Source organism: Pseudomonas sp. IT-P218 (assembly GCF_949767605.1).
Lineage (GTDB): Bacteria > Pseudomonadota > Gammaproteobacteria > Pseudomonadales > Pseudomonadaceae > Aquipseudomonas > Aquipseudomonas putida_AE.
On record NZ_CATKQQ010000077.1, the window covers coordinates 176,369 to 201,342 of the forward strand.

The following is a 24,974-nucleotide window of genomic DNA, read 5'->3' on the forward strand; positions in this document are numbered from 1 at the left end:
TCTCCTAATCAGGTCTGTTGCGGTGAGCGCAAGGCCGATCACGGGCGGCCAAACAAGCGCCGGGGAGTTTGTACTCTTTGCGGCGCAGGGATTCGGATCATAGCACCGGGGTGGCGGCATAACCACGCAACAACTGTGTGGAATAGAGGTTCCAGAGCCGTTTGGAATAATTCAACCAGCGGTGATCAGCTGCAGTGCTACGGCAAACATCATCACGGCCACCAACAGATCAAGAATACGCCAAGTGCTCGGGCGAGCCAGCCATGGCGCGAGCCACGCCGCACCCAGCGCCAGGGTGAAGAACCACAGCAATGAAGCACTCGCCGCACCTACCACGTAAGCGCCGGGTTCTGTTTGCTGGGCGCCGAGGGAGCCGATCAGCAACACAGTGTCCAGATAGACGTGGGGATTGAGCAGCGTCACCGCGAGGGCACTGAGCATTACCGCGCGCAGCGAACGCACGGTCTGGTTTTCACCTTGTTGCAGGCTCTGCTTCGAGCAGGCGCGGCGCAGTGCCTGACTGCCGTACCACAGCAGAAACGCCGCGCCGCCCCAACGGGCAATGGCCAACAGGGTGGGATTCTGTGCCAGCACCGTCGCCAGGCCGAATACACCGGCGGCCACCAGCAAGGCATCACAGGCCACGCAGAGTGCCGCCACCGGCAGGTGATGTTCGCGGCGCAGGCTCTGCGCCAGCACAAATGCATTCTGCGTGCCGATCGCCATGATCAGGCCGAAGGCCACCAACAGCCCGTTCACATAACTTTGCCACATGGCTTTTACTCCGCGTTGGCTGCCAGGTCGCGCAACACTTGCAGGGCGCGCTCGGCGTCGGCCTGGCCGACGAACAAATGGTCGTGGTAATAACCGGCGATCACATTGCAGCTGATGCTTGCCTGGCCCAGGGCCGTGGCGAACGCCGCGGTGAGGCCGACAGCTTCGAGGGCCGAATGCACGTTCAGGGTGATCCACGCGGCGACGTAGTCGTAGCTGAAACCGGCCTGTTCAGCCTGGGAACGTTCGAGAATCACGGTCAGGCCTTCCTGCTCGCGAAAGCTGCCGACGATGTCCAGGCCCGCCGGCAACTGGCCGTCGCCCAGGGTGCAGAACACGTAGTCGCCGGCGTTGAGTTGCGGGCTCATGCTGCGCAGCAGCGTTGCCAATGACGTTTCACCAGCCATATCGGTGGTCCTTGTTGGAGAGTTCTTGCTAGCCATTCTCCAGTACGAGCCTGTATAAGAAAAACCAATATTGCTGATCGCTCATTAGGAAAACTGATGTTCGACTATAAATTGCTTTCTGCCCTGGCCGCGGTGGTCGAGCAGGCCGGTTTCGAACGGGCGGCCCAGGTGTTGGGGTTGTCGCAATCGGCCATTTCCCAGCGGATCAAACTGCTCGAGGCGCGGGTTGGTCAACCGGTGCTGGTGCGGGGTACGCCGCCGTCACCGACCGAGATCGGTCGGCGTTTGCTCAACCACGTGCAGCAGGTGCGCCTGCTTGAGCGGGATTTGCAGACGCTGGTGCCGGCGCTGGACGAAGAGGGCCTGCCCGAACGCCTGCGGATCGCCCTGAATGCCGACAGCCTGGCGACCTGGTGGGCCCGGGCGGTGGGGGATTTTTGCGCAGAGCAACACCTGTTGATGGACCTGGTGGTCGAAGACCAGACCGTCGGCCTCAAACGCATGCGTGCAGGCGAAGTCGCGGCGTGTCTGTGTGCCAGCGAGCGCCCGGTAGCCGGTGCGCGCAGCGTATTGCTCGGCGCCATGCGCTATCGGGCCCTGGCCAGCCCAGCGTTCATTGCGCGGCACTTTCCTCACGGCGTGCGTGCCGATCAGTTGGCCCGAACCCCGGCGCTGGTCTTCGGCCCGGACGACTTCCTGCAGCATCGCTACCTGGCGTCCCTGGGCGTCGATGGTGGTTTCGAACACCACCTGTGCCCCTCGTCCGAAGGGTTCATTCGCCTCACCGAGGCCGGACTGGGCTGGGGCCTGGTGCCGGAACTGCAGGTGCGCGAGCAGCTGGAACGCGGCATTTTGCTGGAGTTGTTGCCAGATAAACCGATCGACGTGCCGCTGTACTGGCATCATTGGCGCAATGGCGGTCAGTTGCTGGGGTTGTTGACCGAGCAATTGGTGCAGGCGTCGAGGCAATGTCTAGTGCCCTTCGGGCAGATTTGAGCGTCAAGCTGCAAGCGGCAAGAGAACAACCTGCGCATCATATTTAACTTACAGCTTGAAGCTTGAATCTCGCAGCTGTATCCGAAGGAATACTTCATGAAAATTCTGGTCACCGGCGCAAGCGGCTTCATTGGCGGGCGCTTTGCGCGATTCGCCCTGGAGCAGGGCCTGGACGTGCGGGTCAACGGTCGCCGGGCCGAAAGTGTCGAGCACCTGGTGCGCCGTGGCGCCGAGTTCGTCCAGGGCGACTTGAGCGATCCGATCCTGGCCCACGACCTGTGTTCCGGGGTTGAGGCCGTGGTGCATTGCGCCGGTGCCGTTGGCCTGTGGGGGCGTTATCAGGACTTTCATCTGGGCAACGTCCAGGTCACCGAAAACGTGGTCGAAGCCTGCCTGAAACAGCGGGTGCGGCGCCTGGTGCATCTGTCGTCGCCGTCGATCTATTTCGATGGCCGCGATCACCTGGGGCTGACCGAAGAACAAGTGCCCAAACGCTTCAAGCATCCGTACGCCGCGACCAAGTACCTGGCTGAGCAGAAAGTCTTCGGTGCCCAGGAGTTTGGCCTGGAAACCCTGGCGCTGCGTCCGCGTTTCGTCACCGGTGCGGGCGACATGAGCATCTTCCCGCGGCTGCTGAACATGCAGCGCAAGGGGCGCCTGGCGATCATCGGCAACGGCTTGAACAAGGTCGATTTCACCAGTGTGCAAAACCTCAATGAAGCCTTGCTCAGCAGTTTGCTGGCCAGCGGTTCAGCCCTGGGCAAGGTGTACAACATCAGCAACGGAACGCCGATCCCGTTGTGGGACGTGGTCAATTACGTGATGCGCAGGATGGAAGTCCCACAAGTGACGCGCTACCGTTCCTACGGCCTGGGCTACAGCGTCGCGGCGCTCAACGAGGGGTTCTGCAAGCTGTGGCCGGGACGTCCCGAACCGACCCTGTCGCGCCTGGGCATGCAGGTCATGAAGAAGAATTTCACCCTGGATATCAGCCGCGCCCGGCATTATCTGGACTACGACCCCAAGGTCAGTCTCTGGACGGCGCTCGATGAATTTTGCGCCTGGTGGAAGGCCCAGGACCTTCGCTGATACCTGCCGCACTGAACCGAGGTTCGGGTCCGGGGTCAATCGATGCGGCCATGGGGGGTTATACTGCGCCGCATCAAGCCATCACCGTGTTTCACAAAGGTTGACTCAATGTCCATGCGTAACGATGCCCACGATGACTTCGACGATGTACCGAGCCTGCGTGCAGACATCCTCGATGACGATGATTACCCGAAGACCACCCGCACCACCGTGCATTCGCGCACACCGCCCGCGGTCAGGGTCAAGGCGGCGAGCACAGGGCCGTTGTGGGCCCTGGTCGGCGCCTTGCTCTTTGCCTTCGCGGGCCTTGCCTGGTGGAGCTTCCAGCAGATTTCGCTGATGGAGCAACAGCTGGTGGCGACCCAGGAAAGCTTTGCGCGTATCAGTGAAGAAGCGGCGGGGCGCCTGCAGGATATTTCCGGCAAGGTGGTCGCCAGCCAGACTAACGTCACCAGCGACAGCGAAGCGCTGAAACTGCAAATCAAACAGCTGGAAAACCAGTTGCAGGATCAGGGCAAGCAACAGCTGGGCGTCGCCGGCCAGGCATCGGACCTGGACAAGCGCCTGGCGCAGATGACCGCGCAAACCAGCGAGCTCGACAAGCGCCTGGCCCAGATGAGCGCCCAGTACACCGAGCAGCAGAATGCCGATACGCAATTGCAGGCGCAGGTCAAAGCCTTGAGCGCTGAACTGACCACCCTGAAGGACACCCCGGCGGACACCGAAAAATTCGATGCGCAGCTTAAAAGCCTGGGGGCTGACATCACGGCCCTGAAGAAACAGGGCAATCCAGGCGCCGCCATCGACCGTCTGGAGCAGGACATCGTTGTCCTCAAAAGCCAGCAGGAAAACCGTTCGGGCGCTTCTCAAAGCGCCAACCTGGCGGAGTTCGATGCGTTCCGCAGCCAGGTCACCCGGACCATCAACTCCCTGCAAGCGCAGATCCAGTACCTGCAGCAGCAGTTGCGCACTCGCCAGTAAGCCCTGGTTCATTCCCGGTTCGCCGGGAATGAATCCCTCCCGCACCCACGCCATTGCCGTCTACGCTCTTGAAACACCAAAAAAGAACGAGGGACGCGCCATGGGAGTTGTGCACAAGTTGGCCTGGTTATGCGGCATGCTGCTGATGTGCCTGGGCCAGGTTCAAGCGGCTGAGACGGAAAAGGCTGACAGCCAGGCCGCCATCGCCTTGCTCGAAAAGGCCCTGGCCTACTACCACGACAATGGCGACAAGGCCTTCGCCGCGTTCAGCCGCCAGGGGGAGTTCGTCGACCAGGATCGCTATGTCTTCGTGGTCGATACCCAGGGTGTGATGCTCGCCAGCGGCGGGCCTTCGGCGGCGCTGATTGGCCGTGATGTGTCGGATGTGCTCGGGCCGGATCTGCAGAAGGCCTTCAAGGAGGCGCTGAAAACGCCCGAGGGCAATGGCATCCAGCAAGCGGAATACCGTTGGCAGAACTGGTCCGACGGCAAGGTCGAGCGCAAGCATGTCTACTATCAGCGCGTCGGCCAGCGCATTCTCGCGGTCGGCTACTACCTGCCCCGGGCCTCGGCGGAACAGGCCATGGCCTTGCTGAACAAGGCGGCGACCGACCTGGCCAAGGACGAGAAGGGCACCCTGGCGGCGATCAACTCCCTGAAGGGCGGATATCTGCAGGATGACCTGTATGTCTTTGTCGTCGACATCAATACCGGGCGCTACGTGGCCCATGGCACTAACCTGCGATTGATCAACACTGATTTCAGCATGATCAAGGATCCGGATGGCAAGCCGGTGGGTGAGCCGATGCTGGCGTTGATCGCGAAACAGGATTACGGCGAGTATGAGTACCGCTGGAAAAACCCGGTGACCGGGAAGGTCGAGAACAAGCATGCCTACCTGAAAAAGGTCGGGCATTTCCTGGTGGCTGTGGGGTATTACAGCCCTTGATATCGCAGACCTGTAGGAGCCCGGCTTGCCGGCGAAGAACGATAACGCGGTATTAAAGACCCACCGCAGCGTCTGGTTCGCCGGCAAGCCGGGCTCCTACAGGACTTTATCCTCGCGTCCGCGCAACAACATGTTCGGCATGCCAATCGCCGCCGCCAGCCCCAGCAGCGATACCGCCGCGCTGATCATCAGCAAATGCCGGAACGTCAGCAGCAATTCAGCGCGCAAGGCATTTTGTGCCTCCCCCGGCGTGGCGTTCAGGCCGTCCAGCAAAACATTCCCCGAATGACCCTCGGCCAGCAGCGAAGCGCCGGCCAGATGGGCGAAGCTCGAATCCTGCAGCAACGCCAGCAACAGCGCCGACATCAAGGCCACGCCCACCGCACCGCCCAATGAGCGGAACAGGTTGGTGGTGCTGGTGGCGACGCCGATGTCCCGCTGTTGCACCGAATTCTGCGTGCCGACCAGCGAGGTGGGAAACTGCATGCCCGAGGCGATCCCGCAGAGCAGCATGAACAGGCTGCTCAACCAGAAGGCCTGGGGCGGGCTGAACGCCATGCCCAGAATCGACAGCGGCATGAGCAGGGCACCGCCCAGGATCATCGGCTTGTAGCGACCGGTGATGGAGGTACGGCGGCCGGCGAAATACGCGCCGATCGGCAAGCCTATGGCCAGCGGCAGCAGGTGCAGGGCGGCGGCGTCTGCACCGGCACCGGTGACACTCTGGAACCGCAATGGCATCAGCACGATCATCGAGATGGCCTGGAAGCTGGTGAAGAAAATCGTGCACCAGCACAGGATGGCATTGCGGTTGGCGAAGAGGTGCATGGGCAACAATGGCTCCGCCGCCCGTCGTTCATGCAGCACGAACAAGCCCAGCACGGCCGCCGCGCAAGCCAGCAAACCCAATACTTCGGCGCTGCGCCAGGAATGGCCCTGGCCGAATTCGGTAATGCCCAGCAACAAGGCTGTCAGCCCGATGATCATCAACAGCGTGCCGAGGTAATCGATCACCGGCTTGCGTTGCGGGATCGGCAAGCCCACCAGCGTGCGATTGGCCACCAGCCACGCGCCCAGGCCCAGCGGCAGATTGATCAGGAATACCCAGCGCCAGGACAGGTATTCGGTCATGTACCCGCCCAGCACCGGGCCGGCGACGCTGGCCACTGCATACATGCTGCTGAAGTAGCCCTGATAGCGGCCACGCTCGCGGGGCGGCACGATGTCACCGATGATCGCCTGGCTGACCGAGATCATGCCACCGGCACCGATACCCTGGAGAATGCGTGCCAGCACCAGCTGCTCCATGCTCTGGGCCATGCCGCAGAACACTGACGCCAGGGTGAACAGGCCCATGCCGAACAGCATCAGTTTGCGCCGGCCGTACAGGTCGCCCAGTTTGCCGTAGATCGGCACCGCCACCGTCATCGCCACCATGTAGCCGGAAATCACCCAGGCCAGCAGGCTGACGTCCTTGAACTGCGCGGAAATGGCCGGCATCGACACGGCAACGATGGTCTGGTCAAGCGCACCGAGGAAAATCGCCAGCATCAGCGCGATCAGCACGCTGCGGATGGCCGGTTTGGGCAATTCAGGCTGGTGGAGAGTGGTCACGGGTGAACCTTCGGCAGTGGTAGACCCGCCAGAGGCAAGGCGAGCGGGATGCTCGCCAGTTTAAGTCGATAGCAAGCTATTCGATAGCCTCGTAGGGAAGACCGACGTAATTTTCCGCAATAGTCTTGCGGCCCGCTTCGGAATCGACGAAATAGTCCAGCTCCGATTCGGCAATGCGCTGGCTGAAGGCGTCGTGATCGTCGAAGCGGTGCAGCATCGAGGTCATCCACCAGGAAAACCGCTCGGCTTTCCACACCCGGCGCAGGCAGACCTCGGAGTATTTCTCCAGCAGATCGACACGGCCTTCGCGATAGACCTTGAGCAGGATATTGAACAGCGTGCTGACATCGCTGGCCGCCAGGTTCAGGCCCTTGGCCCCGGTGGGCGGGACAATGTGCGCTGCGTCGCCGACCAGGAACATGCGCCCGTACTGCATCGGTTCGACCACGAAACTGCGCAACGGCGCGATGCTCTTTTCGATGGACGGACCGGTCACCAGCTTCTCCGCCAACGCTTGCGGCAGGCGGGTCTTGAGTTCATCCCAGAAGCGTTGGTCGGACCAGGCCTCGACCTTTTCGTCCGCCGGTACCTGCAGGTAATAACGGGTGCGGGTTGCCGAACGCATGCTGCACAAGGCAAAACCGCGCTCGTGGCGGGCGTACACCAGCTCTTCATGGACAGGCGGGGTATCGGCCAGGATCCCCAGCCAGCCGAACGGGTAGACCCGTTCGAAGACCTTCAGGCATTCGGCGGGAATCGATTGGCGCGCCACGCCATGGAAGCCGTCGCATCCGGCAATATAGTCACAATCGAGACGCCAGCTTTCGCCGTCCTTGTCGAAGGTCACGAACGCTTCATCGGTTTTCATGCCGTGGGGAACGACATTGGCGGCCTGATAAATGGTTTGCGCTCCGGCGACCTGACGAGCGGCCATCAGGTCGCGGGTGACCTCGGTCTGACCGTAGATCATCACGGTTTTGCCACCGGTCAGGGCCTGCAGATCGATGTGCACCTGACGGCCATCCAGCGCCAGTTCGAAGCCACCGTGGACCAGCCCTTCGGCGTCCATGCGCTGACTCACACCAGCCTGGCGCAACAGCTCTACCATGCCTTGTTCGAGTACCCCGGCACGGATTCGCCCGAGCACGTAGTCCGGAGCCTGACGCTCGACAATGACGGTGTCGATGCCGGCGTTGTGCAACAACTGACCGAGGAGCAAACCGGACGGACCGGCACCGATAATGGCAACTTGGGTTTTCAGTGTTTTCATTGTTTTTATGACTCGCAAGCTACACGCGACGGGGGTCGGTGAATGATTTTTATGGATCGAGTGCTTGCATTTTTCCCTTGCGGGTCTGTCAATTGAAGGTGAAAACTGAGCGGATAGCTGTACATTCTGCCAATCGGTGCGATTATCGCCCGTCGTCCATTCCGAAACCTGGATTGAAGTGATGAACAAGCCTGACCTGCCTTCGATTCCGGTGTTCAAGCTCTACGGGGAAAGCCTGGATTGGCCGACTCCGGACTTGCTGCACTGTGAAACCATTTCCAAACGCAGTCGCGAACATCAATGGGAAATCAAACCCCACCGTCACGCCGATTTATGTCAGTTGCTCTTCGTATTCAAAGGTCAGGCAGAGCTTGAAATCGAAGGCAAACGTACGCAACTGACTGAAGCGGCGATCCAGATCCTGCCGCCGCTGTCGGTGCATGGCTTCCGCTTCAGTGAAGATGTCGAAGGGTTCGTGGTGACCCTCGCGGCGCCGCTGATCACGCATCTTCAGGGGCAACTGGGGCATTCGGTGAATGCCCTGGCCCAGGCCGAGAGCTACCCGGCGGTACAGGACGCCGAGTACTTGAACAGTCTGTTTTGCGCGTTGCAGAACGAATACACCAGCCATCAACCGGCGCGGGAAATGCTCATGCATTCGCTGGTCAGCGTGATCATGGTGTGGGTCAGCCGCCAGGTGATCCAGCGCCGGTCGGCCAGTCAACGACCGCAACGGGCGCGGGAATACCTCAATGGCTACATCCAGCTGGTGGAGGAGACCTATCGCCAGCACGTCAAGGTCGAGGACCTGGCTCATCGCCTGGGGATTTCGGTTTCGCACCTCAATGGCACCTGCCGTGAGCTGGCGGGGCAACCGGCGTTGCAGATCATGCACGAACGGCAATTGCTGGAGGCCAAGCGCTTGCTGACGTACACCAGCATGACCATCTATGAAATGTCCGACGTGTTGGGGTTCTCTGATCCGACCAACTTCACGCGCCTGTTCCGACGCCGGGTGGGAATCTCGCCAAAAGCGTTCCGCGACCGCTTGAAGGCCGATCAGGACAACGAGGCCTGACCCTCTGGTTACCGCAGGGCGTTAAGGGTCGCGTTGTGGGGAATGCAGCGCTCGAAATTGCAGCTGGCGTATTCCCGGGGCAGGTTGCGCAGCTGCTCGACGCGCCAGGCGGCGGCGCCATACAGGCCGAGCGTGACCGCGCAGGTGATGAAGATGGCGAGGTACCTTCTTGTTTTGATGTTCATGGCGTAGACCTCTGAACGAATACCCGTGGGTATTACCTTGAGCATAGGTCAGGGGCGGGGAGTTGCCAGCAATAGCGCCGTATTCAGAACACTGATGAACCCTTGTAGGAGCGAGCTTGCTCGCGATGAGCCTGAGAACGCCGCGGGGTATCAGGTTCCCAGCGTCATCGTTGGCGACCATCGCGAGCAAGCTCGCTCCTACAGAGGGCGGTGTTACAGGCCAACATCCCATTCCGGTTCTTCTGGAAACCTCGCCACCAGAAAATCCAGCAAGCTGCGCAGCGCCGTCGGCATGTGCTTGCGTGAGGCATACACCGCGTACACGTTCATCTGCCTTGGCTCGGCCTGGGGCAGCAGACGGACCAGCTCACCGCTGTGGATGTGCACGCCGGCCTGATAGGTGGGCAACATGGCCACGCCGGCGCCGGCCAGGGTGGCGCGCAGCAGGGTACTGGCTTCGTTGGCGCTGATGTTGCCTTGCACGGGTACCGAAACCTGTTCTCCCCCGAATTCAAAGTGCCACAGGCTTTTGCCGAAGTACGAGTGCGTCAGGCAATTGTGCTGGCTCAGGTCCTCGATCCGCTGGGGCGCCGGGTGTTCGCGCAGGTAGGCGGGGGCGGCGCAGATCAGCGAGCGACACACCGTCAACCGACGGGCGATCAGGTTCGGGTCCAGGTCATTGCTGGTGCGAATCGCCAGGTCGATGCGCTCATCCACCAGGTTCACCGTGCGATCGAGCATCTGCATGTCGATGCTGACACCCGGGTAGCGCTTGACGTAGGCCGCCATGGCATCGGCCAGTTGCGCCTGGCCGAACGAGGTGCTGACGCTGATGCGCAGCAGGCCACGGGGTGCATCGTCCGATACGCTGACGGCGGCCTGCATGTCCGTGGACAGGTCGAGCATCTGCCGGCAGCGGGGAAGTATTTCGCTGCCGGCGGCGGTCAGGCTCAATTTGCGCGTGGTGCGGTGCATCAGGCGTGCGCCGACCCAGTCTTCCAGTTCCGCCAGATAGCGCGAAACCACCGGCCTTGAAAGCTCCAGATGATCGGCCGCAGCTGACTGGCTGCCGAGATCGACCACTGTGACGAACACCCTCATTGCTTGCAGACGATCCATGATTTGCCCGATTTCAGAAACAAACTATGTTCAAGCATCGCATTTTTTGTACGGAACCAGGCAATTAAGCTCTGTTATCGGCCAACCTTGGCCATCAAACAACGGAGCAACAGATGATCGGTTTCACCACCCTGAAGCGCATTTTGCTGGCGACCACTGCCCTCGGTTTTGCCACACACGCAGCCGCGTCGACACTGACCCTGGATGTGTACAACCCCGGCGAAAAAGCGATTTTCCCGGTGACTTCGGTGCTGGTCAGCGGCGAGAAGGAGGCGATCCTGGTGGACGCCCAGTTCGGTAAATCCCAGGCCGAACAGGTGGTGGAAAAAATCCGCGCCAGCGGCAAGCAACTGACCACCATCTACATCAGCCACGGCGACCCGGACTACTACTTCGGCCTCGATACCCTGACCGCTGCATTCCCCAAGGCCAAAGTGCTCGCATCGCAGCCGACCGTTGATCACATCAAGCAAACCGTCGACGGCAAATTGGCGTTCTGGGGCCCGAAAATGGGCGCCGATGTGCCGGCCAGAACCGTCGTGCCGGATGTGCTCAAGGGCGACAGCCTGATGCTCGAAGGGCAGAAACTGCAAGTGGTCGGCCTTGCGGGCAAGCAACCGGATCGCAGCTTCGTGTGGATTCCGTCGATCAAGGCCGTGGTCGGTGGCGTGGTCGTGGCAGAGAACATCCATGTGTGGATGGCCGACACCCAGACCCCGCAGTCCCATGCCGATTGGTTGGCAACGCTGCACTCGATCGAAAGCCTGAAGCCGAAAACCATCGTGCCGGGTCACTACCTCGGCGACACCGCCCGTTCCCTGGCCGGCGTGCAGTTCACCGCTGATTACATCAAGGCCTTCGACGAAGAAACTGCGAAGGCCAAGGATTCGGCGGCCCTGATCGCGGCGATGAAAAAGCGCTACCCGGCACTGGGTGAAGAAAGCTCACTGGAGCTGAGCGCGAAGGTCGCCAAGGGCGAAATGAAGTGGTAACCCGCGGTACCTTGTAGGAGCTGCCGCAGGCTGCGATCTTTTGATCTTGTTTTTTAAAAGCAAAGTCAAAAGATCGCAGCCTGCGGCAGCTCCTACACAGGGCTCAGCGACTTTGGGCCTGCTCCACCAACCATCCCATCAATTCACGCAACTTCGCTGAAGGTCCGGGTTTTTCCGGGAACACCAGGTAATACGCCAGCCCGGTTTTCACCTTCAATTCGAAAGGCATGACCAGCCGTCCGGCATTCAGGTCGTCGCCGATCAGCGACCAGTCACCGATCGCCACGCCGGTCCCCTGGGACGCCATCGACATCGCCAGGTCCAGGGTTTCGAAATGCTGGCCCTTGCCGACATTGCTCAACTGTACGTCCGCGGCTTTCAACCAGGCCTTCCAGTCCCGTTCATCGCGAGTGGGGTGCAGCAGCAGGTGTTGTTGCAGATCGGTCGGTGTCTGCAGGGCCAGGGGGCCTTCGAGCATGGGCCGCGAACACACCGGTGTCAGTTGCTCGTCGAAGAGTTTTTGCGCCACCAGCGAGTCGTCCGGCGACGCACCGTACATCACCGCTGCGTCGAATTGTTCGAGATGAAAATCCACCCCGTGCTTGACCGTGGTGGTCAGCTCGACCGGCACGTCCGGGCGTTCTTTTTGCCACTGCAACAGCCGTGGCAACAGCCAGCGCATGACACAGGTCGGGGCCTTGAGTTGCAGGGTTTCGCGCTTCTCGCCGATCTGCTCAACGGCTTCGTCGATCAGGCCGAAAATCTGCTGGACCCGTGGCAACCACTCGCGTCCCTCGGCGGTCAGGTCCAGGCCTCGGGCCTGGCGAATGAACAGTTCATAACCCAGGTGATCTTCCAGCCCGGCGATCTGCCGGCTCACGGCGCCCTGGGTGATGTGCAGTTGCTCGGCGGCCCGGGTGAAGTTGCAGCACTGCGCGGTAATCAGAAAAGTGTGCAGCGCCGGCAGGGGAGGCAATCGTTTCATTGGGATCCAAGGTATGACGTGAGGACATGGCTAGTATGACTTTTTATCCATTGTTGCGGCTACGTGTCGCCCGTTCCAATGAGGCCATCCCTGGACCTGCCAATCCATCATAAACACTGCGCAGGCCCGGCGTCTCAAACGAACAGGAAGGGCAATCACATGGCGACGTGCGGCGAAGTATTGGTCAAGTTACTCGAAGGTTACGGGGTCGAGCAGGTGTTCGGCATTCCCGGGGTGCATACCGTGGAGCTGTATCGCGGGCTGGCCCGTTCGAGCATCAACCACGTCACCCCGCGTCACGAACAGGGCGCCGGCTTCATGGCCGACGGCTATGCCCGCACCAGCGGCAAGCCGGGTGTGTGCTTCATCATCACCGGCCCTGGCATGACCAACATCACCACGGCGATGGGCCAGGCCTATGCCGACTCGATCCCGATGCTGGTGATCTCCAGCGTACAGACCCGCAACCAGCTGGGCGGTGGTCGCGGCAAGCTCCACGAGTTGCCGAACCAGAGCGCACTGGTCGGTGGCGTGGCGGCGTTCTCCCATACCCTGATGTCGGCGTCGGAATTGCCGGGTGTTTTGGCCCGTGCCTTCGCGCTGTTCCAGGCCGGTCGCCCGCGTCCGGTGCACATCGAAATTCCGCTGGACGTGCTGGTTGAAGAAGCCGACGACCTGCTCGCCAGCCTGCCGGTACACATCGACCGCGCCGGTGCTTCGCCGTCCGCCGTTTCGCGCATGACCGATCTGTTGGCGGGCGCCAAGCGGCCGTTGATCCTCGCCGGTGGCGGTGCCATTGATGCCGCCGCCGAGCTGACCGAACTGGCTGAACTGCTGGACGCCCCCGTCGCGCTGACCATCAACGCCAAGGGCATGCTGCACTCCGCTCACCCGTTGCTGATCGGTTCGACCCAGAGCCTGGTCGCCACTCGCGCCCTGGTCGCCGAGGCCGATGTGGTCCTGGCCATCGGTACCGAACTGGCCGAGACCGACTACGACGTCACCTTCGCCGGTGGTTTCGAGATCCCCGGCAAGCTGCTGCGCATCGATATCGATCCAGACCAGACCGTACGCAACTACCCGCCACACGTGGCCCTGGTGGCCGACTCGCGCAACGCCGCCCAGGCCTTGCTCAGCGCCCTGTCGCACAAGCCGCTGGCCGAACGCCGCAACGATTGGGGCCAGGTGCGCGCCGCCCGCTTGCGTGAAGAATTGGCCGCCACCTGGGATGCACCGACCCTGGCCCAGACCCGCTTCCTGGAAACCGTCCTGCACGAACTGCCGAGCGCGGTATTCGTCGGCGATTCCACCCAACCGGTGTACACCGGCAACCTGACGTTCAACCCCGAGCGCCCGCGTCGCTGGTTCAACTCGTCGACCGGTTACGGCACCCTGGGTTACGCCTTGCCGGCGGCGATTGGTGCCTGGCTGGGCGGCACCGTCGAAGGCGGCGCACGCCCGCCGGTGGTGTGCCTGATCGGCGACGGCGGCCTGCAATTCACCCTGCCGGAACTGGCCAGCGCGGTGGAAGCGCGCACCCCGGTGATCGTGCTGCTGTGGAATAACCAGGGCTACGAAGAGATCAAGAAGTACATGGTCAACCGTGACATCGAACCGGTCGGCGTGGACATCTACACCCCGGACTTCATCGGTGTGGCCAAGGCCCTGGGTTGCGCGGCCGAGGCGGTCAATGGCGTTGAACAACTGCGTACGGCATTGCGTGTCGCTACTGATCGCCAGGGGCCGACGCTGATTGAAATCGATCAGACCGAGTGGACCAAGGCGGTGTCGAAATGAGTTTTCCAACCACCCTGGATGGCCTGTACATCAACGGCCAATGGTCGGCGGGCGACGAACATTTGCGCGTGATCAACCCGGCCACCGAAGCGCTGTTGACCACCGTAAATGGCGGTGACGAACGCGCCGTCGACCTGGCCGTGGGCGCGGCAAGCAAGGCTTTCGCCGCCTGGTCGCACACCAGCGGTGCCGAGCGCGGTGCGATCCTGCGCGCGATTGCGGCAGGCGTGCAGGCCGGTCGCGAAAAACTCATGCATTTGCAGTCGAGCAACAACGGCAAGCCTTTGTTCGAGGCGGCCATCGACGTCGATGACGTGATCGCCACGTTCGAGTATTACGCAGGTCTGGCCGAAGGGCTGGACGCGAAACAGGACAGCCCGGTCGAACTGCCGACTGACGACTTCAGTGCGCGCCTGCGCCGCGAGCCGTGCGGTGTGGTCGGCCTGATCGTGCCGTGGAACTTCCCGATGGTCACCACCGCGTGGAAGCTCGCCCCGGCCCTGGCCGCCGGTTGCTGTGTAGTGCTCAAGCCATCTGAAGTGACGCCGCTGCCGGAGCTGGAACTGGCGACCATCATTGCCCAGGCCGGCTTGCCTGCCGGTGTGTTCAACCTGGTGTGCGGCACCGGCCTGGCCGTTGGCGCACCGTTGTCGGCAGACCCGCGTATCGCCAAGGTATCGTTCACCGGCAGCAACGCAGTCGGCGTGCAGGTCATGCAGCGTGCCGCGGAAACCGTCAAGGGCGTGAGCCTGGAACTGGGTGGTAAATCCTCCTTGCTGGTGCTGGCCGATGCCGACCTCGACCTGGCGGTGGACGTGGCCTGCGGGGGCGGTTTCTTCAACGCCGGGCAGATGTGCTCCGCCACCAGCCGCGTGCTGGTCGCCGATGAACTGGCCGATGAATTCCTCACCCGGGTGAAGGCCCGCGCCGAAGCCATTCGTGTGGCCGACCCGTTCGACCCGAACGTGGAAATGGGCGCGCTGGTCAATCAGGCGCAATACCAGCGCGTGCTCGGCCACATCGATCGTGGTTTGAGTGCGGGCGCCAAGCTGGTTTGCGGCGGTAATCGTCCGGCGGATCTGCCGCGCGGGTATTTTTTGCAGCCGACGGTTTTCACTGACGTGCCCCTCGACAGTGCGCTGTGGTGTGAAGAGATTTTCGGCCCGGTGATCTGCGTGCGCCGTTTCGCCTCCGAGGCCGAAGCGATTGCCTTGGCCAACGACAGCCAGTTCGGCCTGGTCGCCAGCGTGGTCACGCGCAATGCCGAGGCGGCGGACCGCGTCGCCAACGCTTTGCAGGCGGGGCTTGTGTGGATCAACGCGCCGCAAGTGATCTTCCCGCAGACCGCCTGGGGTGGCTACAAGCAGAGCAGCATCGGCCGTGAACTGGGGCCGTGGGGCTTGCAGGCTTTCCAGGAAATCAAACACGTGATTCACGCCGTCTGACGGCACGAAAACGGTGAACGCATGCCTCATGGCGAGGCATGCGTTGGCGTCATGGCTTCGATGATTTTTTATCGATAGTCAGGTGTTTTGCACCACCTCAGGATGAACTCACTGGTTCAGCCAAGCCCCGCAAATACGAGGGGTAACCCGCTGCTCCAGCCGCGCGGATGCAACAGTTTCGACCTGCCTTATACCTACAAAAACAAAGGGAGTCCGTAATGGGCGAGCATGATCTGAACAGACGTCAATTCATCAAGACCGTGGGCGTAGCCTCGGTTGCCGCGGCGGCCATGAGCCTGCCATTCGTCAAGGCCAATGCCAGCGACACCCGCTTTCAAGGCAAGACCCTGCGCCTGTTGACCTGGTCCGACGACACCGGCCTGGCTGCACTGCGCAACATCGCCGCGACCTTCGAAGACAAGTACGGCTGCAAGGTCATCGCCGACCGCACCGGCAGTACTTCGGAAATGGTCGCCAAACTCAAGGCCGGCGGTGATCGTCCGCAGTACGACATCATCACCCTGGCCGGCGTCGGCGCCGAAGGCCTGGCCGCCGCCAACCTGCTGGAAAAACCCGACCTCAACCGCATTCCCAACCTGGTCGACGTACCGGAAAAATACCGTACCGGCGCCAATGGCCACGGTATCGGTTACCTGCTCTGGTGCAACAGCCTGGTCTACAGCACCCGCACCATCCAGCAAGCGCCGGACAGCTACGCCGCCCTGTGGGACGCCGACCTGTCGCCGAACATCTTCCTGCCGCCGCCCAACTGGACCGAGGCCATGGACCTGATCATCATCGCCGCCAAACTGGCCGGTGGTGACGAGCACAACATCGAGCCGGGCTTCAAGAAACTCGCCGAGCTGAAAGACCGCGTAGTGACCCTGGGCGAAAACCCGAACCAGATCGCCGAGCTGTTCCGCACCGGTTCCCTGGACATGGGCGGCCTGTACGCCCCGGCATTCTTCCCGAAACAGATCCGCGATCCGGCCTACGGCCTGGGCGCCACCTTCGGCATGAAGGAAGGTTTCTACACCGACCTGATGCTCTCGGTGATGCCGAAGAATCGTCCGGGCGATACCGACCTGACCTACGCCTTCATCAACCACTCCCTGGACCCGCTGGTGCAGGGCAAGATGGCTGAAGACATCTACAACGGCCCGGTCAACGCCAAGGCGATCATCTCCGCCGAAGCGCGCAAGAGCCCGTTCATTCTCACGCCGGAGCAGATTGCCGAGAAGGCGATCATGCACGACAACGCCTTCCTGGCCACCGTGCATGACCAATGGATTCGTCGTTACACGGAAATCTTTTCTTCCTGATCGTTTGACGAACACCGGCTCTTTGGAACACCACAAATCCAATGTGGGAGCGGGCTTGCTCGCGAATGCGTCAGCACATTTCAACATGCATGTGACTGACAGGCCGCTTTCGCGAGCAAGCCCGCTCCCACAGGGTTCACGGTGGTTTTGAAGGACGTGTTCTTCAGCTGCTTTCCATTGACGAGACCTTTGCTATGGAACACCAACCTTTGACCCATTCGGTCAGCGCCGCTGAGTCGCGCCCGAGTCGGGGCGTTTCGCCGACGGCCCGCGCCTGGTTTTTCCTCACACCGTCGATGCTGTTCCTGGGCGTGCTGATTGCCGCCAGCCTGCTGGTGCTGCGCATGAGCGTGGGCACCAAGGGCGCGGAATGGTCCGGGTTCAGCCTGGCCAGCTACGCCCAATTGCTCGAACCCTACTACCTCAAATCCCTGATGCTGACCCTGCGCCTGGCGCTGATCAGCGCGGTGATCGCGGTGGTGCTGGCGATCCCGGTGGCCTACACCATGTCGCGGCTGACCTCTCCGTTTGTGCGCCGGATCTTCCTCGCCGCGGTGCTGTTGCCCCTGCTGGTCAACCTGCTGCTGCAAAGCTACGGCTGGTTGGTCATCCTCGGCCCCGGCGGCATGCTCAACCAGGCACTGATGGGCCTGGGCCTGATCAAGCGGCCGATCATGCTGTTGTACAACCAGAACGGCGTACTGATGGGCCTGGTGCAAACCGCCTTCCCGCTGGCCGTGCTGCCGATCGCCAGTGCCATGCGCGGCGTGGCCCGCAGCTACGAAGAAGCCGCCGCCACCCTGGGCGCGAGCCGCTTCCAGGTGTTCCGCCAGGTGGTGTTGCCGATGAGCCTGCCGGGGATCATCACCGGCGCGACGCTGGTGTTCGCCTACAACGCCAGCAGTTTCGTCGTGCCGTTGCTGCTCGGTGGCCGCCGCGTGCCGATGCTGGCGGTGATGGTGCATGACCAGATCGCCCCACTGATGAACTGGCCCGCCGCCTCCGCCGCCGGCGTGGTGCTGATCGTCACCACCCTCGCGATCATGACCCTGTCCGAATACATCACTGGCCGCCGTCGGCGCATGCTGGAGGCTTCGCAATGAGCACCCTGACCAAGAAACGCTATGGGCTACTGCCGGGCGAAACCGGCAAGTTCGCCGGCATCCTCTCGGGCTTCATCCTGCTGCTGGCGGTGTTGCCGATCCTGACCATGATCGTGATGTCGTTCAGCGGCGCGTCGAACCTCGACTTCCCGCCGAGCAGCTACAGCCTGCAATGGTACAAGGCCGCCTGGCACACCTTCGTCTCACCCGATGCCAGCGATGTGCTGAGCCTGGGCAAGGCCATGACCACCAGCCTGATGGTGTCGTGCCTGACCATGGTTTTTGCGACCATCATCGCCGTGCCGGCAGCCTATGCCCTGACCCGTTGTGAGTTCCGTGGCAAGGCCGTGGCCCTGCAACTGATGTCGCTGCCCCTGGTGTTCCCGATGGTGGTGTTGGGGCTGGCGTTGCTGCTGGTGTTCGACAGCCTGCCGTTCCAGATGACCACCTCGCGCCTGGTGATTGCCCATGTGATCCTGGCCTTGCCGTTCGTGGTGAAGAACTGCACGGCGGCCATGCTCTCGATCGGCAGCGAAGTCGAGGAGGCCGCGCAAATGCTTGGCGCTTCGCCGCTGCGGGCGATTGTCGACGTGGTGGTGCCGTTGATGAAGTCGGGGATCCTGGCGGGCATGCTGCTGGCGTTCATCGTCTCGTTCAACGAGTTCACCGTGACCTATTTTCTCTACACCATCGACGTCATGACCGTGCCGATCTGGATGTACAGCCGCACCGTGTCCTCGCTCGACCCCACCGTATTTTCGTTTGCCGTGCTGATCGTGCTGATCGACTTCGTCCTGATCTGGGCGCTGGAGAAGCTGGTCGGTGAAGGTGGCGTTTCGTTCTGATTTCTTGAGGTGATTTATGTCTGGTCTGATTCTGGAAAACGTCGAGAAACATTACGGCTCGGCCTGCGCGGTAAAGGATGTAAACCTGCATTTGCCCGAGGGCAAACTGGTGTGTTTCCTCGGCCCCTCGGGTTGCGGCAAAACCACTTTGCTGCGGATGATCGCCGGGCTGGAAACCCTGAGCGGTGGCGAGATTCGCCTGGACGGCGAGGACATCGGCCACACCCCGGCGCACCTGCGTAATTTCGGCATGGTGTTCCAGTCCCTGGCGCTGTTCCCGCACATGACCGTGGGCGAAAATATTGCTTATCCACTGAAACTGCGCGGGGTCAGCAAGGCTGACCAGCAGGCGCGGGTGGTGGAGTTGCTGGAACTGATCCAGCTGCAACCGATGATCGATCGGCCGGTGGCGAAACTGTCCGGCGGCCAGCGTCAGCGCGTGGCGATTGCCCGGGCGATTGCCAATCACCCGAAAATCCTCTTGCTCGACGAACCGCTGTCGGCGCTGGACGCCAAGCTGCGCGAGTCGATGCAGGTGGAGATCCGTCAGCTGCAACAGCGCCTGAACATCACCACCATCATGGTCACCCACGACCAGCGCGAAGCCATGACCATGGCCGATATTGTCGTGGTGTTGGGCGAGCACAAGGTGCAGCAGGTGGGTACGCCGATCGAGATCTACCGGCACCCGGCCAACGAATTCGTCGCGGACTTCATCGGATCGGGCAACATCTTCCCGGCCACGGCGCTGGGCAATGGCAAAGTCAGCCTGCCGGGCGGTGATGCACTGCAAGTGCCGATCTGCAGCAGCATTGTGGTGGGGGAAAAAGTGAAGATGCTGATTCGTCCGGAAGACCTGCAACTGTCGGCGCCGCAGGCCACGGCGGGCAACCGCTTGCTGGGCAAGGTGACGTTCGTGCGGGATATTGGCGCGACCATCGAGACTACGGTGGAGTGTTCCGGGGTGTCGTTTACGGCGTTGAGTACGCCGTGCCAGGGCTTTGGTTTGAGCGTTGGGCATCCGGTGTCGGTGACATTGCCGGTCGAGGCTTGCCGGGTACTGGGCGCCTGACAGGCCCCCTTCGCTGGCAAGCCAGCTCCTACAGGTTACCGCGATCCCTTGTAGGCGCTGGCTTGCCAGCGAAGGCGCCGGTCACGGCACCGCGAATGCCGGATCAAACCGACAACCGCAACCGCGCCAGATCCCGCAACGGCGGTGCCCCGAACAACCGGCTGTACTCCCGGCTGAACTGAGAAGGGCTTTCATACCCCACTCGATATCCCGCCGCCGAAGCCTCCAATCCTTCGGCCAGCATCAGCCGCCTGGCTTCCTGCAAGCGCAACTGCTTCTGATACTGCAACGGACTCATCGCCGTCATCGCCTTGAAGCGGTGATGCAAGGTCGACACGCTCAGGTTCACTTCCTTGGCCAGATCATCGATGCGCAACGGCTGCTCGTAGTTGCCATTGAGCCACTTGATCGCCTGGCTGATGCGATGGCTCTGGCTGTTGGCAATGGCGATTTCATACAGCCGGTGCCCCTGCTTGCTGCGCAACAACCGATAGAGAATTTCCCGGCGAATCAGCGGCGCGAGCATGGCGATGTCTTTGGGTGTGTCGAGCAACCGCGCCAGGCGCAGCACGGCGTCGAGCATGGCGCTGTCGAGCTGTTCGACATACAACCCGCGCCCGGTCGGCCGGGTGGGTACGCCAAGGGGGCCGGCGTCGGCGATCAGCGCGGTGATTTCCGTCGGGTCGATGTCCAGGCGCAAGGCCAGGATCGGTTCCTCGGCCGAAACATCGATCACCCGCCCGCTCAGCGGCATCGAGACCGAGACCACCAGGTAGTTCAGCGGGTCGTAATTGAAGTACTCGTTGGCCAGCTGAACTTCCTTGCGCCCCTGGGCCATGATGCACAGCGCCGGTTGAGCGAGCACCGGAGCGAACTCGTGGGATTGGCTGTGGCGCGACATGAACAGCGAGCCGATGGCAGTGGCATAACTGCCATCTTCGGCGGTGTTGCGGCGAATGATCGCCGCCAGTTCCGCGCGCTGCTTTTCCATGTCGGTGTCAAGCGGGGCTTGAAATTGATCGAACGACGACATGCAAGGCATCCTCGGCAAGGCTTGGGTGATGGCTAGAGCATAAGTTTGTGCAAGCAGCAGCGGTAGACACATCCTGCCTGATGCTTGCCTGATTCTGCACGGAGTGTCTTCATCCCTTCGCCTACCCAGCGTCCCGACACACAGCCAAACCCCTGTAGGAGCTGCCGCAGGCTGCGATCTTTTGATTTTGTTTTTAAGATCAAAAGATCGCAGCCTGCGGCAGCTCCTACAGGGTACAACCCCGACAATGTTTTACGCATTGTTACAGGTGACTGATGCACCTTCGCAGGATTGTGCAACGCGCCGGCAGGAATCGACTAACGACACAGACGCAGAGGCCTTTAACCTTTGATCCTGTCGCAGCCCGCCCCTGGCTGCCACGCGACTCCCCGGGAGGGTTGAACATGTCCAAGCAGATCCCCGTCAGTCATATGGCCTTTGTCCGAGCGCGCGCCGGACGTTCCCAAGAGCTGGGTGTGCGCCTGAGCGCGCTGATCGAGCCGTCCCGCGCTGCACCCGGTTGCCTGAACTTTGCCTTGCAGCATTCGTTATGCGACCCCGAGTTGTGGCTGGTGTCCGGTTTCTGGGTCAACCAGCAGGCCATGACCGCGTATTTCAGCACCCCGGCGATGGAGGTTTTTGCCGAGCTGGTGCAGGAACTGGTGGTCAATAGCCTGGATTTTCACACCTTCAAGGATGTGTCGGCGGCGCAGGCCTTGCGCCAGTCCGGGGCAGATATACACAAACTGGCCGGTTGAGGGTTTAATGGCGGCATTCTCAATCAGCCAGGATTCGCGACATGGCACGTAAAGCCTTTGAACACTTCGAAGCTGTTTCCGCCGTAGTACCGGGTGAGGGTGGTTACTACGCCGCTATCGCCGTCAAAGCGCTGGGTGGTTCCGGCGCCCCGCGTTTTCACAAAGTGCTGGAAGGCCAGACCTTCAAGACGGCCAATGAGGCTGATCTGGCGGCGGCCAAGGAGCTGACCCGCCTCAAGGATGTGAAGGAAGATACCGACCTGCTCTGGTAATTACTTCACCGCCCCCGGGCGATACATCTTGAACAACGCCTCAGGCCCCAGCTGGAAATAGTCCGCCGGCCCGCCGCCGCGCAGAATCGGTTCTGCCGCGGCGGTGTCGTACACGCCATCCTTCAACAGCCACTTGGCGATATGCACGGCGACCACTTCGCCGAGAATCAGCCAGCTTGGCACCACATTGCCATCGGCCCGCTGCAACTGAATGATCTGCGTGACCTTGCACTCGAAGGACACCGGGCTTTCGGCGACCCGTGGCACCTGAATGACTTTCGAGGCGACGGTGCCCAGGCCTGCCAGCTCGAACTCGTTGACCTGCGGCTCGACCATGGCACTGCTCTGGTTCATCCGCTCGGCCAATGGCCGGGTGGCCAGGTTCCAGGCGAATTCGCCGGTCTGTTCGATGTTGTTCAGGCTGTCTTTGCGCCCGACGCTGGAAAAACCAATGATCGGCGGAATGTAGTTGAAGGCGTTGAAAAAGCTGTAGGGCGCCAGGTTCAAGCGGCCTTCGGCATCCTGTGAGGAAATCCAGCCGATGGGACGCGGGCCGACGATCGCATTGAAGGGGTCGTGGGGCAGGCCGTGGCCGTTGGCGGGTTCGTAATAGTGGATGTCGTCGGGCATGGCGGGAATTCCTGGCACTTGCGGGAGGCGGACATGGTGCAAGGACCGCCGACATTTTTCCAGTACGGACTCAGTCAATGTGGGAGCGGGCTTGCTCGCGAAAGCGGTGTGTCATGCAACAGGAATGTTGAATGTAAAACCGCATTCGCGAGCAAGCCCGCTCCCACAGGTTATATGGTTTGCCCGCAGATTTTCGGTGCCACAGAAATGACTAAGCCCGGCCGAAGCCGGGCTGTGGTGCCGCTTGAGTAAATCAGCTGACGGTAGCGCCGCCAGTACGGTCGTAGCCATCTTCAGCGACGGTTGCGCCGCCGGTGCGGTCGTAGCCGTCTGCAGCGACGGTAGCGGAGCCAGTGCGGTCATAACCATCGGCGGCAACGGCGGAGCCTGTGCGGTCGTAACCGTCGGCGGCGAAGGTATTGGCGGCCAGTACGGACAGGGCGATGGCGAGGAACAGTTTGGTTTTCATCTTCATTTCTCCAGGTTCTTTGGCGTTTTGTGTCTTGGGCATGGGTTTTATGCTACGCCAATTAAACTGATTAAAAAGCGCAAAATTATGCTAAAAACAATCGATTAAACTGATGTTAAGGCCAGCAGGCGTTTTCGCTTTCAAGGTATGAATGAGCGCATCACAGGTAATCGATCAGGCAGGTTCAGGATGAGGGGAGCGCATTAACTCGTGATTAATCTGCCTCCCACGGCAGTGAAGGATTTTTCATGTAGCGCACGAGCAACAAAAAAGGGGGCAGACCCCGACGGTCTGCCCCCTTTTGTCAAACGCGCCTGGACTTAGTCCGTGAGGATCCGCGAATGCTTGCGGGTGTCTTTCATGGTGATGTACACCAGCAACGACACGGCGATACACGCGGTGACATACCAGTAGTACCCGGTTTCCATGCCGATGCTCTTGAACCACAGCGCGATGTATTCAGCGGTGCCGCCGAAGATCGACACGGTCAGGGCATACGGCAGGCCGACGCCCAGGGCGCGGATTTCGGTCGGGAACAGTTCGGCCTTCACCACCGCGTTGATCGAGGTGTAGCCGCTGACGATGATCAGCGCCGCCATGATCAGGAAGAACGCGCCCCACCAGGTCTGGATGGTGTGCAGGGTGGTGAGGATCGGTACGGTGAACAGCGTCCCGAGAATACCGAAGGCGATCAGGATCGGCCGGCGACCGATTTTATCGGACAGCCCGCCGATGATCGGTTGCAGGCACATGAACAGGAACAGCGTGGCGGCGGAAATGGTGGTGGAGTCGGAGATGCTCATGCCGACGGTGTTCACCAGGTATTTCTGCATGTAGGTGGTGTAGGTGTAGAACGCCAGCGTACCGCCCATGGTCAGGCCGACCACGGTCATCAGTTCCTTCGGATGGCGCATCAGGGTGCGCATCGCGCTTTCCTTGGCCTTTTCCTTCTTGGTGAACGACTCGGTTTCTTCCATGCCGCGACGCAGGTACAGCGCGACCACGGCACACAGCGCGCCGATGGCGAACGGGATACGCCAGCCCCAGGCATACAGCTCTTCGGTGGTCAGTACGTTTTGCAGGATGATCAGCACGGCCAAGGCGATGAGCTGGCCGGAGATCAGGGTCACGTACTGGAAGCTGGAGTAGAAACCGCGACGTTCCTTGGTCGCCATCTCGCTGAGGTAGGTGGCGGAGGTGCCGTATTCGCCACCGACCGACAGGCCCTGCAGCAGACGGGCGAACACCAGCAGGATCGGCGCGCCGATGCCGATGATTTCATAACCCGGGCTCAGGGCGATCAGCAGCGAGCCGAAGCACATCAGGTACACCGAGGCCATCAGCGCCTTTTTGCGCCCGACTTTGTCGGCGTACAGGCCCATCAGCCAACCCCCGATCGGACGCATCAGGAAGCCCACGGCGAAAATCGCAGCGGTGTTCAGCAGTTGTGCGGTGGTGTCGCCTTTGGGGAAAAAGGTCTTGGCGAAGTACAGGGAGAAGGCGGCATAGACGTACCAGTCATACCACTCGACCATGTTGCCAACGGAACCGCTGAAGATCGATTTGATGCGACTGGCGGTGGTTCTTGCTTTGGCCGGCGCGGCAGCCGACCCAAGTGGCAGGGCGTTGGAGTTATCCATTGAAGGATCCTTCGTTTAATTGTTTTTGTGGAGCGCGATTAAACGCAGCCTGCGGGGGCTATAGCAGGAGCTGTGCCAACGGGGAGAGGGGCGGTTTAGAGGGGTTTAGGGGAGTTGATGAGCGGAAATCCGCTCATGAAAGGCTGGGC

25 protein-coding genes are annotated in these 24,974 nt (G+C 61.4%); 14 read left to right on the forward strand and 11 right to left on the reverse strand.

What is annotated here, in order from left to right; translation table 11 throughout:
• Nucleotides 1-171: 171 nt before the first annotated feature.
• A complete protein-coding gene (locus ACM6I6_RS26965) occupies nucleotides 172-774 on the reverse strand; it encodes a LysE/ArgO family amino acid transporter (RefSeq protein ID WP_274074307.1) in 603 nt (200 codons plus the stop codon).
• A 5-nt stretch (nucleotides 775-779) separates the two neighbouring features.
• The gene (locus tag ACM6I6_RS26970; protein WP_414920948.1) at nucleotides 780-1,181 is read right to left on the reverse strand and encodes an ACT domain-containing protein; all 402 of its coding nucleotides are present in this window, start codon (nucleotides 1,179-1,181) and stop codon (nucleotides 780-782) included.
• 96 nt (nucleotides 1,182-1,277) lie between these two features.
• Here ACM6I6_RS26970 and ACM6I6_RS26975 point away from each other — a divergent pair, with 96 nt between their 5' ends.
• The 4 genes from ACM6I6_RS26975 (at nucleotide 1,278) to ACM6I6_RS26990 (ending at nucleotide 5,196) form a co-directional block, all read left to right on the forward strand.
• Nucleotides 1,278-2,177 (forward strand): LysR family transcriptional regulator ArgP, encoded by a 900-nt coding sequence (locus ACM6I6_RS26975; RefSeq protein WP_274074309.1) that lies wholly within the window; start codon nucleotides 1,278-1,280, stop codon nucleotides 2,175-2,177.
• A gap of 96 nt (nucleotides 2,178-2,273) precedes the next feature.
• Complete coding sequence (locus ACM6I6_RS26980) at nucleotides 2,274-3,266, forward strand: NAD-dependent epimerase/dehydratase family protein (protein ID WP_323626992.1); 993 nt, start codon at nucleotides 2,274-2,276, stop codon at nucleotides 3,264-3,266.
• Nucleotides 3,267-3,374: 108 nt separating this feature from the next.
• Complete coding sequence (locus tag ACM6I6_RS26985) at nucleotides 3,375-4,247, forward strand: ATPase (RefSeq protein ID WP_414920949.1); 873 nt, start codon at nucleotides 3,375-3,377, stop codon at nucleotides 4,245-4,247.
• A 100-nt stretch (nucleotides 4,248-4,347) separates the two neighbouring features.
• Nucleotides 4,348-5,196 (forward strand): cache domain-containing protein, encoded by an 849-nt coding sequence (locus ACM6I6_RS26990; protein ID WP_274074383.1) that lies wholly within the window; start codon nucleotides 4,348-4,350, stop codon nucleotides 5,194-5,196.
• A 96-nt stretch (nucleotides 5,197-5,292) separates the two neighbouring features.
• Here ACM6I6_RS26990 and ACM6I6_RS26995 read toward each other — a convergent pair whose 3' ends face one another.
• Nucleotides 5,293-6,810 (reverse strand): MDR family MFS transporter, encoded by a 1,518-nt coding sequence (locus tag ACM6I6_RS26995; protein WP_414920950.1) that lies wholly within the window; start codon nucleotides 6,808-6,810, stop codon nucleotides 5,293-5,295.
• A 76-nt stretch (nucleotides 6,811-6,886) separates the two neighbouring features.
• Nucleotides 6,887-8,071 (reverse strand): 4-hydroxybenzoate 3-monooxygenase, encoded by a 1,185-nt coding sequence (gene pobA / locus ACM6I6_RS27000; RefSeq protein ID WP_274074384.1) that lies wholly within the window; start codon nucleotides 8,069-8,071, stop codon nucleotides 6,887-6,889.
• 190 nt (nucleotides 8,072-8,261) lie between these two features.
• Between pobA and ACM6I6_RS27005 the strand changes: the two genes are divergently transcribed.
• Nucleotides 8,262-9,158, forward strand: coding sequence for a helix-turn-helix domain-containing protein (locus tag ACM6I6_RS27005; RefSeq protein WP_414920951.1), 897 nt, complete (start codon nucleotides 8,262-8,264; stop codon nucleotides 9,156-9,158).
• A gap of 8 nt (nucleotides 9,159-9,166) precedes the next feature.
• Here ACM6I6_RS27005 and ACM6I6_RS27010 read toward each other — a convergent pair whose 3' ends face one another.
• Both ACM6I6_RS27010 and ACM6I6_RS27015 read right to left on the reverse strand, forming a co-directional pair.
• Entirely contained in the window at nucleotides 9,167-9,343 is a 177-nt protein-coding gene (locus ACM6I6_RS27010; RefSeq protein WP_162837843.1) for a hypothetical protein, read from the reverse strand.
• Nucleotides 9,344-9,556: 213 nt separating this feature from the next.
• Nucleotides 9,557-10,462, reverse strand: a complete 906-nt coding sequence (locus tag ACM6I6_RS27015) for a LysR family transcriptional regulator (protein ID WP_274074314.1) — start codon at nucleotides 10,460-10,462, stop codon at nucleotides 9,557-9,559.
• A 113-nt stretch (nucleotides 10,463-10,575) separates the two neighbouring features.
• Here ACM6I6_RS27015 and ACM6I6_RS27020 point away from each other — a divergent pair, with 113 nt between their 5' ends.
• Nucleotides 10,576-11,454: an MBL fold metallo-hydrolase gene (locus ACM6I6_RS27020; protein WP_414920952.1), complete on the forward strand. Its 879-nt coding sequence runs from the start codon at nucleotides 10,576-10,578 to the stop codon at nucleotides 11,452-11,454.
• 103 nt (nucleotides 11,455-11,557) lie between these two features.
• Here the strand turns inward: ACM6I6_RS27020 and ACM6I6_RS27025 are convergent, their stop codons facing one another.
• Complete coding sequence (locus ACM6I6_RS27025) at nucleotides 11,558-12,439, reverse strand: LysR substrate-binding domain-containing protein (protein WP_274074316.1); 882 nt, start codon at nucleotides 12,437-12,439, stop codon at nucleotides 11,558-11,560.
• A gap of 159 nt (nucleotides 12,440-12,598) precedes the next feature.
• Here ACM6I6_RS27025 and ACM6I6_RS27030 point away from each other — a divergent pair, with 159 nt between their 5' ends.
• From ACM6I6_RS27030 to ACM6I6_RS27055, 6 genes are all read left to right on the forward strand, one after another.
• Nucleotides 12,599-14,236, forward strand: a complete 1,638-nt coding sequence (locus ACM6I6_RS27030; RefSeq protein WP_274074317.1) for a 5-guanidino-2-oxopentanoate decarboxylase — start codon at nucleotides 12,599-12,601, stop codon at nucleotides 14,234-14,236.
• Nucleotides 14,233-15,681, forward strand: coding sequence for an aldehyde dehydrogenase family protein (locus tag ACM6I6_RS27035; RefSeq protein ID WP_414920953.1), 1,449 nt, complete (start codon nucleotides 14,233-14,235; stop codon nucleotides 15,679-15,681). Before ACM6I6_RS27030 ends, ACM6I6_RS27035 begins: the two co-directional genes overlap by 4 nt.
• A 218-nt stretch (nucleotides 15,682-15,899) precedes the next feature.
• The gene (locus ACM6I6_RS27040) at nucleotides 15,900-17,003 is read left to right on the forward strand and encodes an extracellular solute-binding protein (RefSeq protein ID WP_274074319.1); all 1,104 of its coding nucleotides are present in this window, start codon (nucleotides 15,900-15,902) and stop codon (nucleotides 17,001-17,003) included.
• Nucleotides 17,004-17,197: 194 nt separating this feature from the next.
• On the forward strand, nucleotides 17,198-18,106 hold the full coding sequence (locus ACM6I6_RS27045) for an ABC transporter permease (RefSeq protein ID WP_414920954.1): 909 nt from the start codon (nucleotides 17,198-17,200) through the stop codon (nucleotides 18,104-18,106).
• Nucleotides 18,103-18,951 carry an ABC transporter permease gene (locus tag ACM6I6_RS27050; RefSeq protein WP_007986104.1) on the forward strand — a complete coding sequence of 283 codons (849 nt, stop codon included), beginning with the start codon at nucleotides 18,103-18,105 and terminating at the stop codon, nucleotides 18,949-18,951. The genes ACM6I6_RS27045 and ACM6I6_RS27050 overlap by 4 nt, the downstream gene beginning before the upstream one ends.
• A 16-nt stretch (nucleotides 18,952-18,967) precedes the next feature.
• Nucleotides 18,968-20,023, forward strand: coding sequence for an ABC transporter ATP-binding protein (locus tag ACM6I6_RS27055; RefSeq protein WP_274074321.1), 1,056 nt, complete (start codon nucleotides 18,968-18,970; stop codon nucleotides 20,021-20,023).
• A gap of 103 nt (nucleotides 20,024-20,126) precedes the next feature.
• Here ACM6I6_RS27055 and ACM6I6_RS27060 read toward each other — a convergent pair whose 3' ends face one another.
• Nucleotides 20,127-21,056: an AraC family transcriptional regulator gene (locus ACM6I6_RS27060; RefSeq protein ID WP_274074322.1), complete on the reverse strand. Its 930-nt coding sequence runs from the start codon at nucleotides 21,054-21,056 to the stop codon at nucleotides 20,127-20,129.
• Nucleotides 21,057-21,460: 404 nt separating this feature from the next.
• Between ACM6I6_RS27060 and ACM6I6_RS27065 the strand changes: the two genes are divergently transcribed.
• On the forward strand, nucleotides 21,461-21,814 hold the full coding sequence (locus tag ACM6I6_RS27065) for an antibiotic biosynthesis monooxygenase family protein (protein WP_274074323.1): 354 nt from the start codon (nucleotides 21,461-21,463) through the stop codon (nucleotides 21,812-21,814).
• A 41-nt stretch (nucleotides 21,815-21,855) separates the two neighbouring features.
• On the forward strand, nucleotides 21,856-22,086 hold the full coding sequence (locus ACM6I6_RS27070; RefSeq protein ID WP_274074324.1) for a hypothetical protein: 231 nt from the start codon (nucleotides 21,856-21,858) through the stop codon (nucleotides 22,084-22,086).
• Here ACM6I6_RS27070 and ACM6I6_RS27075 read toward each other — a convergent pair whose 3' ends face one another.
• The 3 genes from ACM6I6_RS27075 to ACM6I6_RS27085 form a co-directional block, all read right to left on the reverse strand.
• Nucleotides 22,087-22,716, reverse strand: coding sequence for a flavin reductase family protein (locus ACM6I6_RS27075; RefSeq protein ID WP_323607838.1), 630 nt, complete (start codon nucleotides 22,714-22,716; stop codon nucleotides 22,087-22,089).
• A 253-nt stretch (nucleotides 22,717-22,969) separates the two neighbouring features.
• On the reverse strand, nucleotides 22,970-23,185 hold the full coding sequence (locus ACM6I6_RS27080) for a hypothetical protein (protein ID WP_323626980.1): 216 nt from the start codon (nucleotides 23,183-23,185) through the stop codon (nucleotides 22,970-22,972).
• A gap of 320 nt (nucleotides 23,186-23,505) precedes the next feature.
• The gene (locus ACM6I6_RS27085; RefSeq protein WP_274074327.1) at nucleotides 23,506-24,825 is read right to left on the reverse strand and encodes an MFS transporter; all 1,320 of its coding nucleotides are present in this window, start codon (nucleotides 24,823-24,825) and stop codon (nucleotides 23,506-23,508) included.
• Nucleotides 24,826-24,974 lie beyond the last annotated feature (149 nt).

Coding starts and splice junctions, on each gene's coding strand:
- ACM6I6_RS26965 (WP_274074307.1), bottom strand. CDS start 774: ATGTGGCAAAGTTATGTGAACGGGCTGTTGGTGGCCTTCGGCCTGATC.
- ACM6I6_RS26970 (WP_414920948.1), bottom strand. CDS start 1,181: ATGGCTGGTGAAACGTCATTGGCAACGCTGCTGCGCAGCATGAGCCCG.
- ACM6I6_RS26975 (WP_274074309.1), top strand. CDS start 1,278: ATGTTCGACTATAAATTGCTTTCTGCCCTGGCCGCGGTGGTCGAGCAG.
- ACM6I6_RS26980 (WP_323626992.1), top strand. CDS start 2,274: ATGAAAATTCTGGTCACCGGCGCAAGCGGCTTCATTGGCGGGCGCTTT.
- ACM6I6_RS26985 (WP_414920949.1), top strand. CDS start 3,375: ATGTCCATGCGTAACGATGCCCACGATGACTTCGACGATGTACCGAGC.
- ACM6I6_RS26990 (WP_274074383.1), top strand. CDS start 4,348: ATGGGAGTTGTGCACAAGTTGGCCTGGTTATGCGGCATGCTGCTGATG.
- ACM6I6_RS27005 (WP_414920951.1), top strand. CDS start 8,262: ATGAACAAGCCTGACCTGCCTTCGATTCCGGTGTTCAAGCTCTACGGG.
- ACM6I6_RS27010 (WP_162837843.1), bottom strand. CDS start 9,343: ATGAACATCAAAACAAGAAGGTACCTCGCCATCTTCATCACCTGCGCG.
- ACM6I6_RS27015 (WP_274074314.1), bottom strand. CDS start 10,462: ATGGATCGTCTGCAAGCAATGAGGGTGTTCGTCACAGTGGTCGATCTC.
- ACM6I6_RS27020 (WP_414920952.1), top strand. CDS start 10,576: ATGATCGGTTTCACCACCCTGAAGCGCATTTTGCTGGCGACCACTGCC.
- ACM6I6_RS27025 (WP_274074316.1), bottom strand. CDS start 12,439: ATGAAACGATTGCCTCCCCTGCCGGCGCTGCACACTTTTCTGATTACC.
- ACM6I6_RS27030 (WP_274074317.1), top strand. CDS start 12,599: ATGGCGACGTGCGGCGAAGTATTGGTCAAGTTACTCGAAGGTTACGGG.
- ACM6I6_RS27035 (WP_414920953.1), top strand. CDS start 14,233: ATGAGTTTTCCAACCACCCTGGATGGCCTGTACATCAACGGCCAATGG.
- ACM6I6_RS27040 (WP_274074319.1), top strand. CDS start 15,900: ATGGGCGAGCATGATCTGAACAGACGTCAATTCATCAAGACCGTGGGC.
- ACM6I6_RS27045 (WP_414920954.1), top strand. CDS start 17,198: ATGGAACACCAACCTTTGACCCATTCGGTCAGCGCCGCTGAGTCGCGC.
- ACM6I6_RS27050 (WP_007986104.1), top strand. CDS start 18,103: ATGAGCACCCTGACCAAGAAACGCTATGGGCTACTGCCGGGCGAAACC.
- ACM6I6_RS27055 (WP_274074321.1), top strand. CDS start 18,968: ATGTCTGGTCTGATTCTGGAAAACGTCGAGAAACATTACGGCTCGGCC.
- ACM6I6_RS27060 (WP_274074322.1), bottom strand. CDS start 21,056: ATGTCGTCGTTCGATCAATTTCAAGCCCCGCTTGACACCGACATGGAA.
- ACM6I6_RS27065 (WP_274074323.1), top strand. CDS start 21,461: ATGTCCAAGCAGATCCCCGTCAGTCATATGGCCTTTGTCCGAGCGCGC.
- ACM6I6_RS27070 (WP_274074324.1), top strand. CDS start 21,856: ATGGCACGTAAAGCCTTTGAACACTTCGAAGCTGTTTCCGCCGTAGTA.
- ACM6I6_RS27075 (WP_323607838.1), bottom strand. CDS start 22,716: ATGCCCGACGACATCCACTATTACGAACCCGCCAACGGCCACGGCCTG.
- ACM6I6_RS27080 (WP_323626980.1), bottom strand. CDS start 23,185: ATGAAAACCAAACTGTTCCTCGCCATCGCCCTGTCCGTACTGGCCGCC.
- ACM6I6_RS27085 (WP_274074327.1), bottom strand. CDS start 24,825: ATGGATAACTCCAACGCCCTGCCACTTGGGTCGGCTGCCGCGCCGGCC.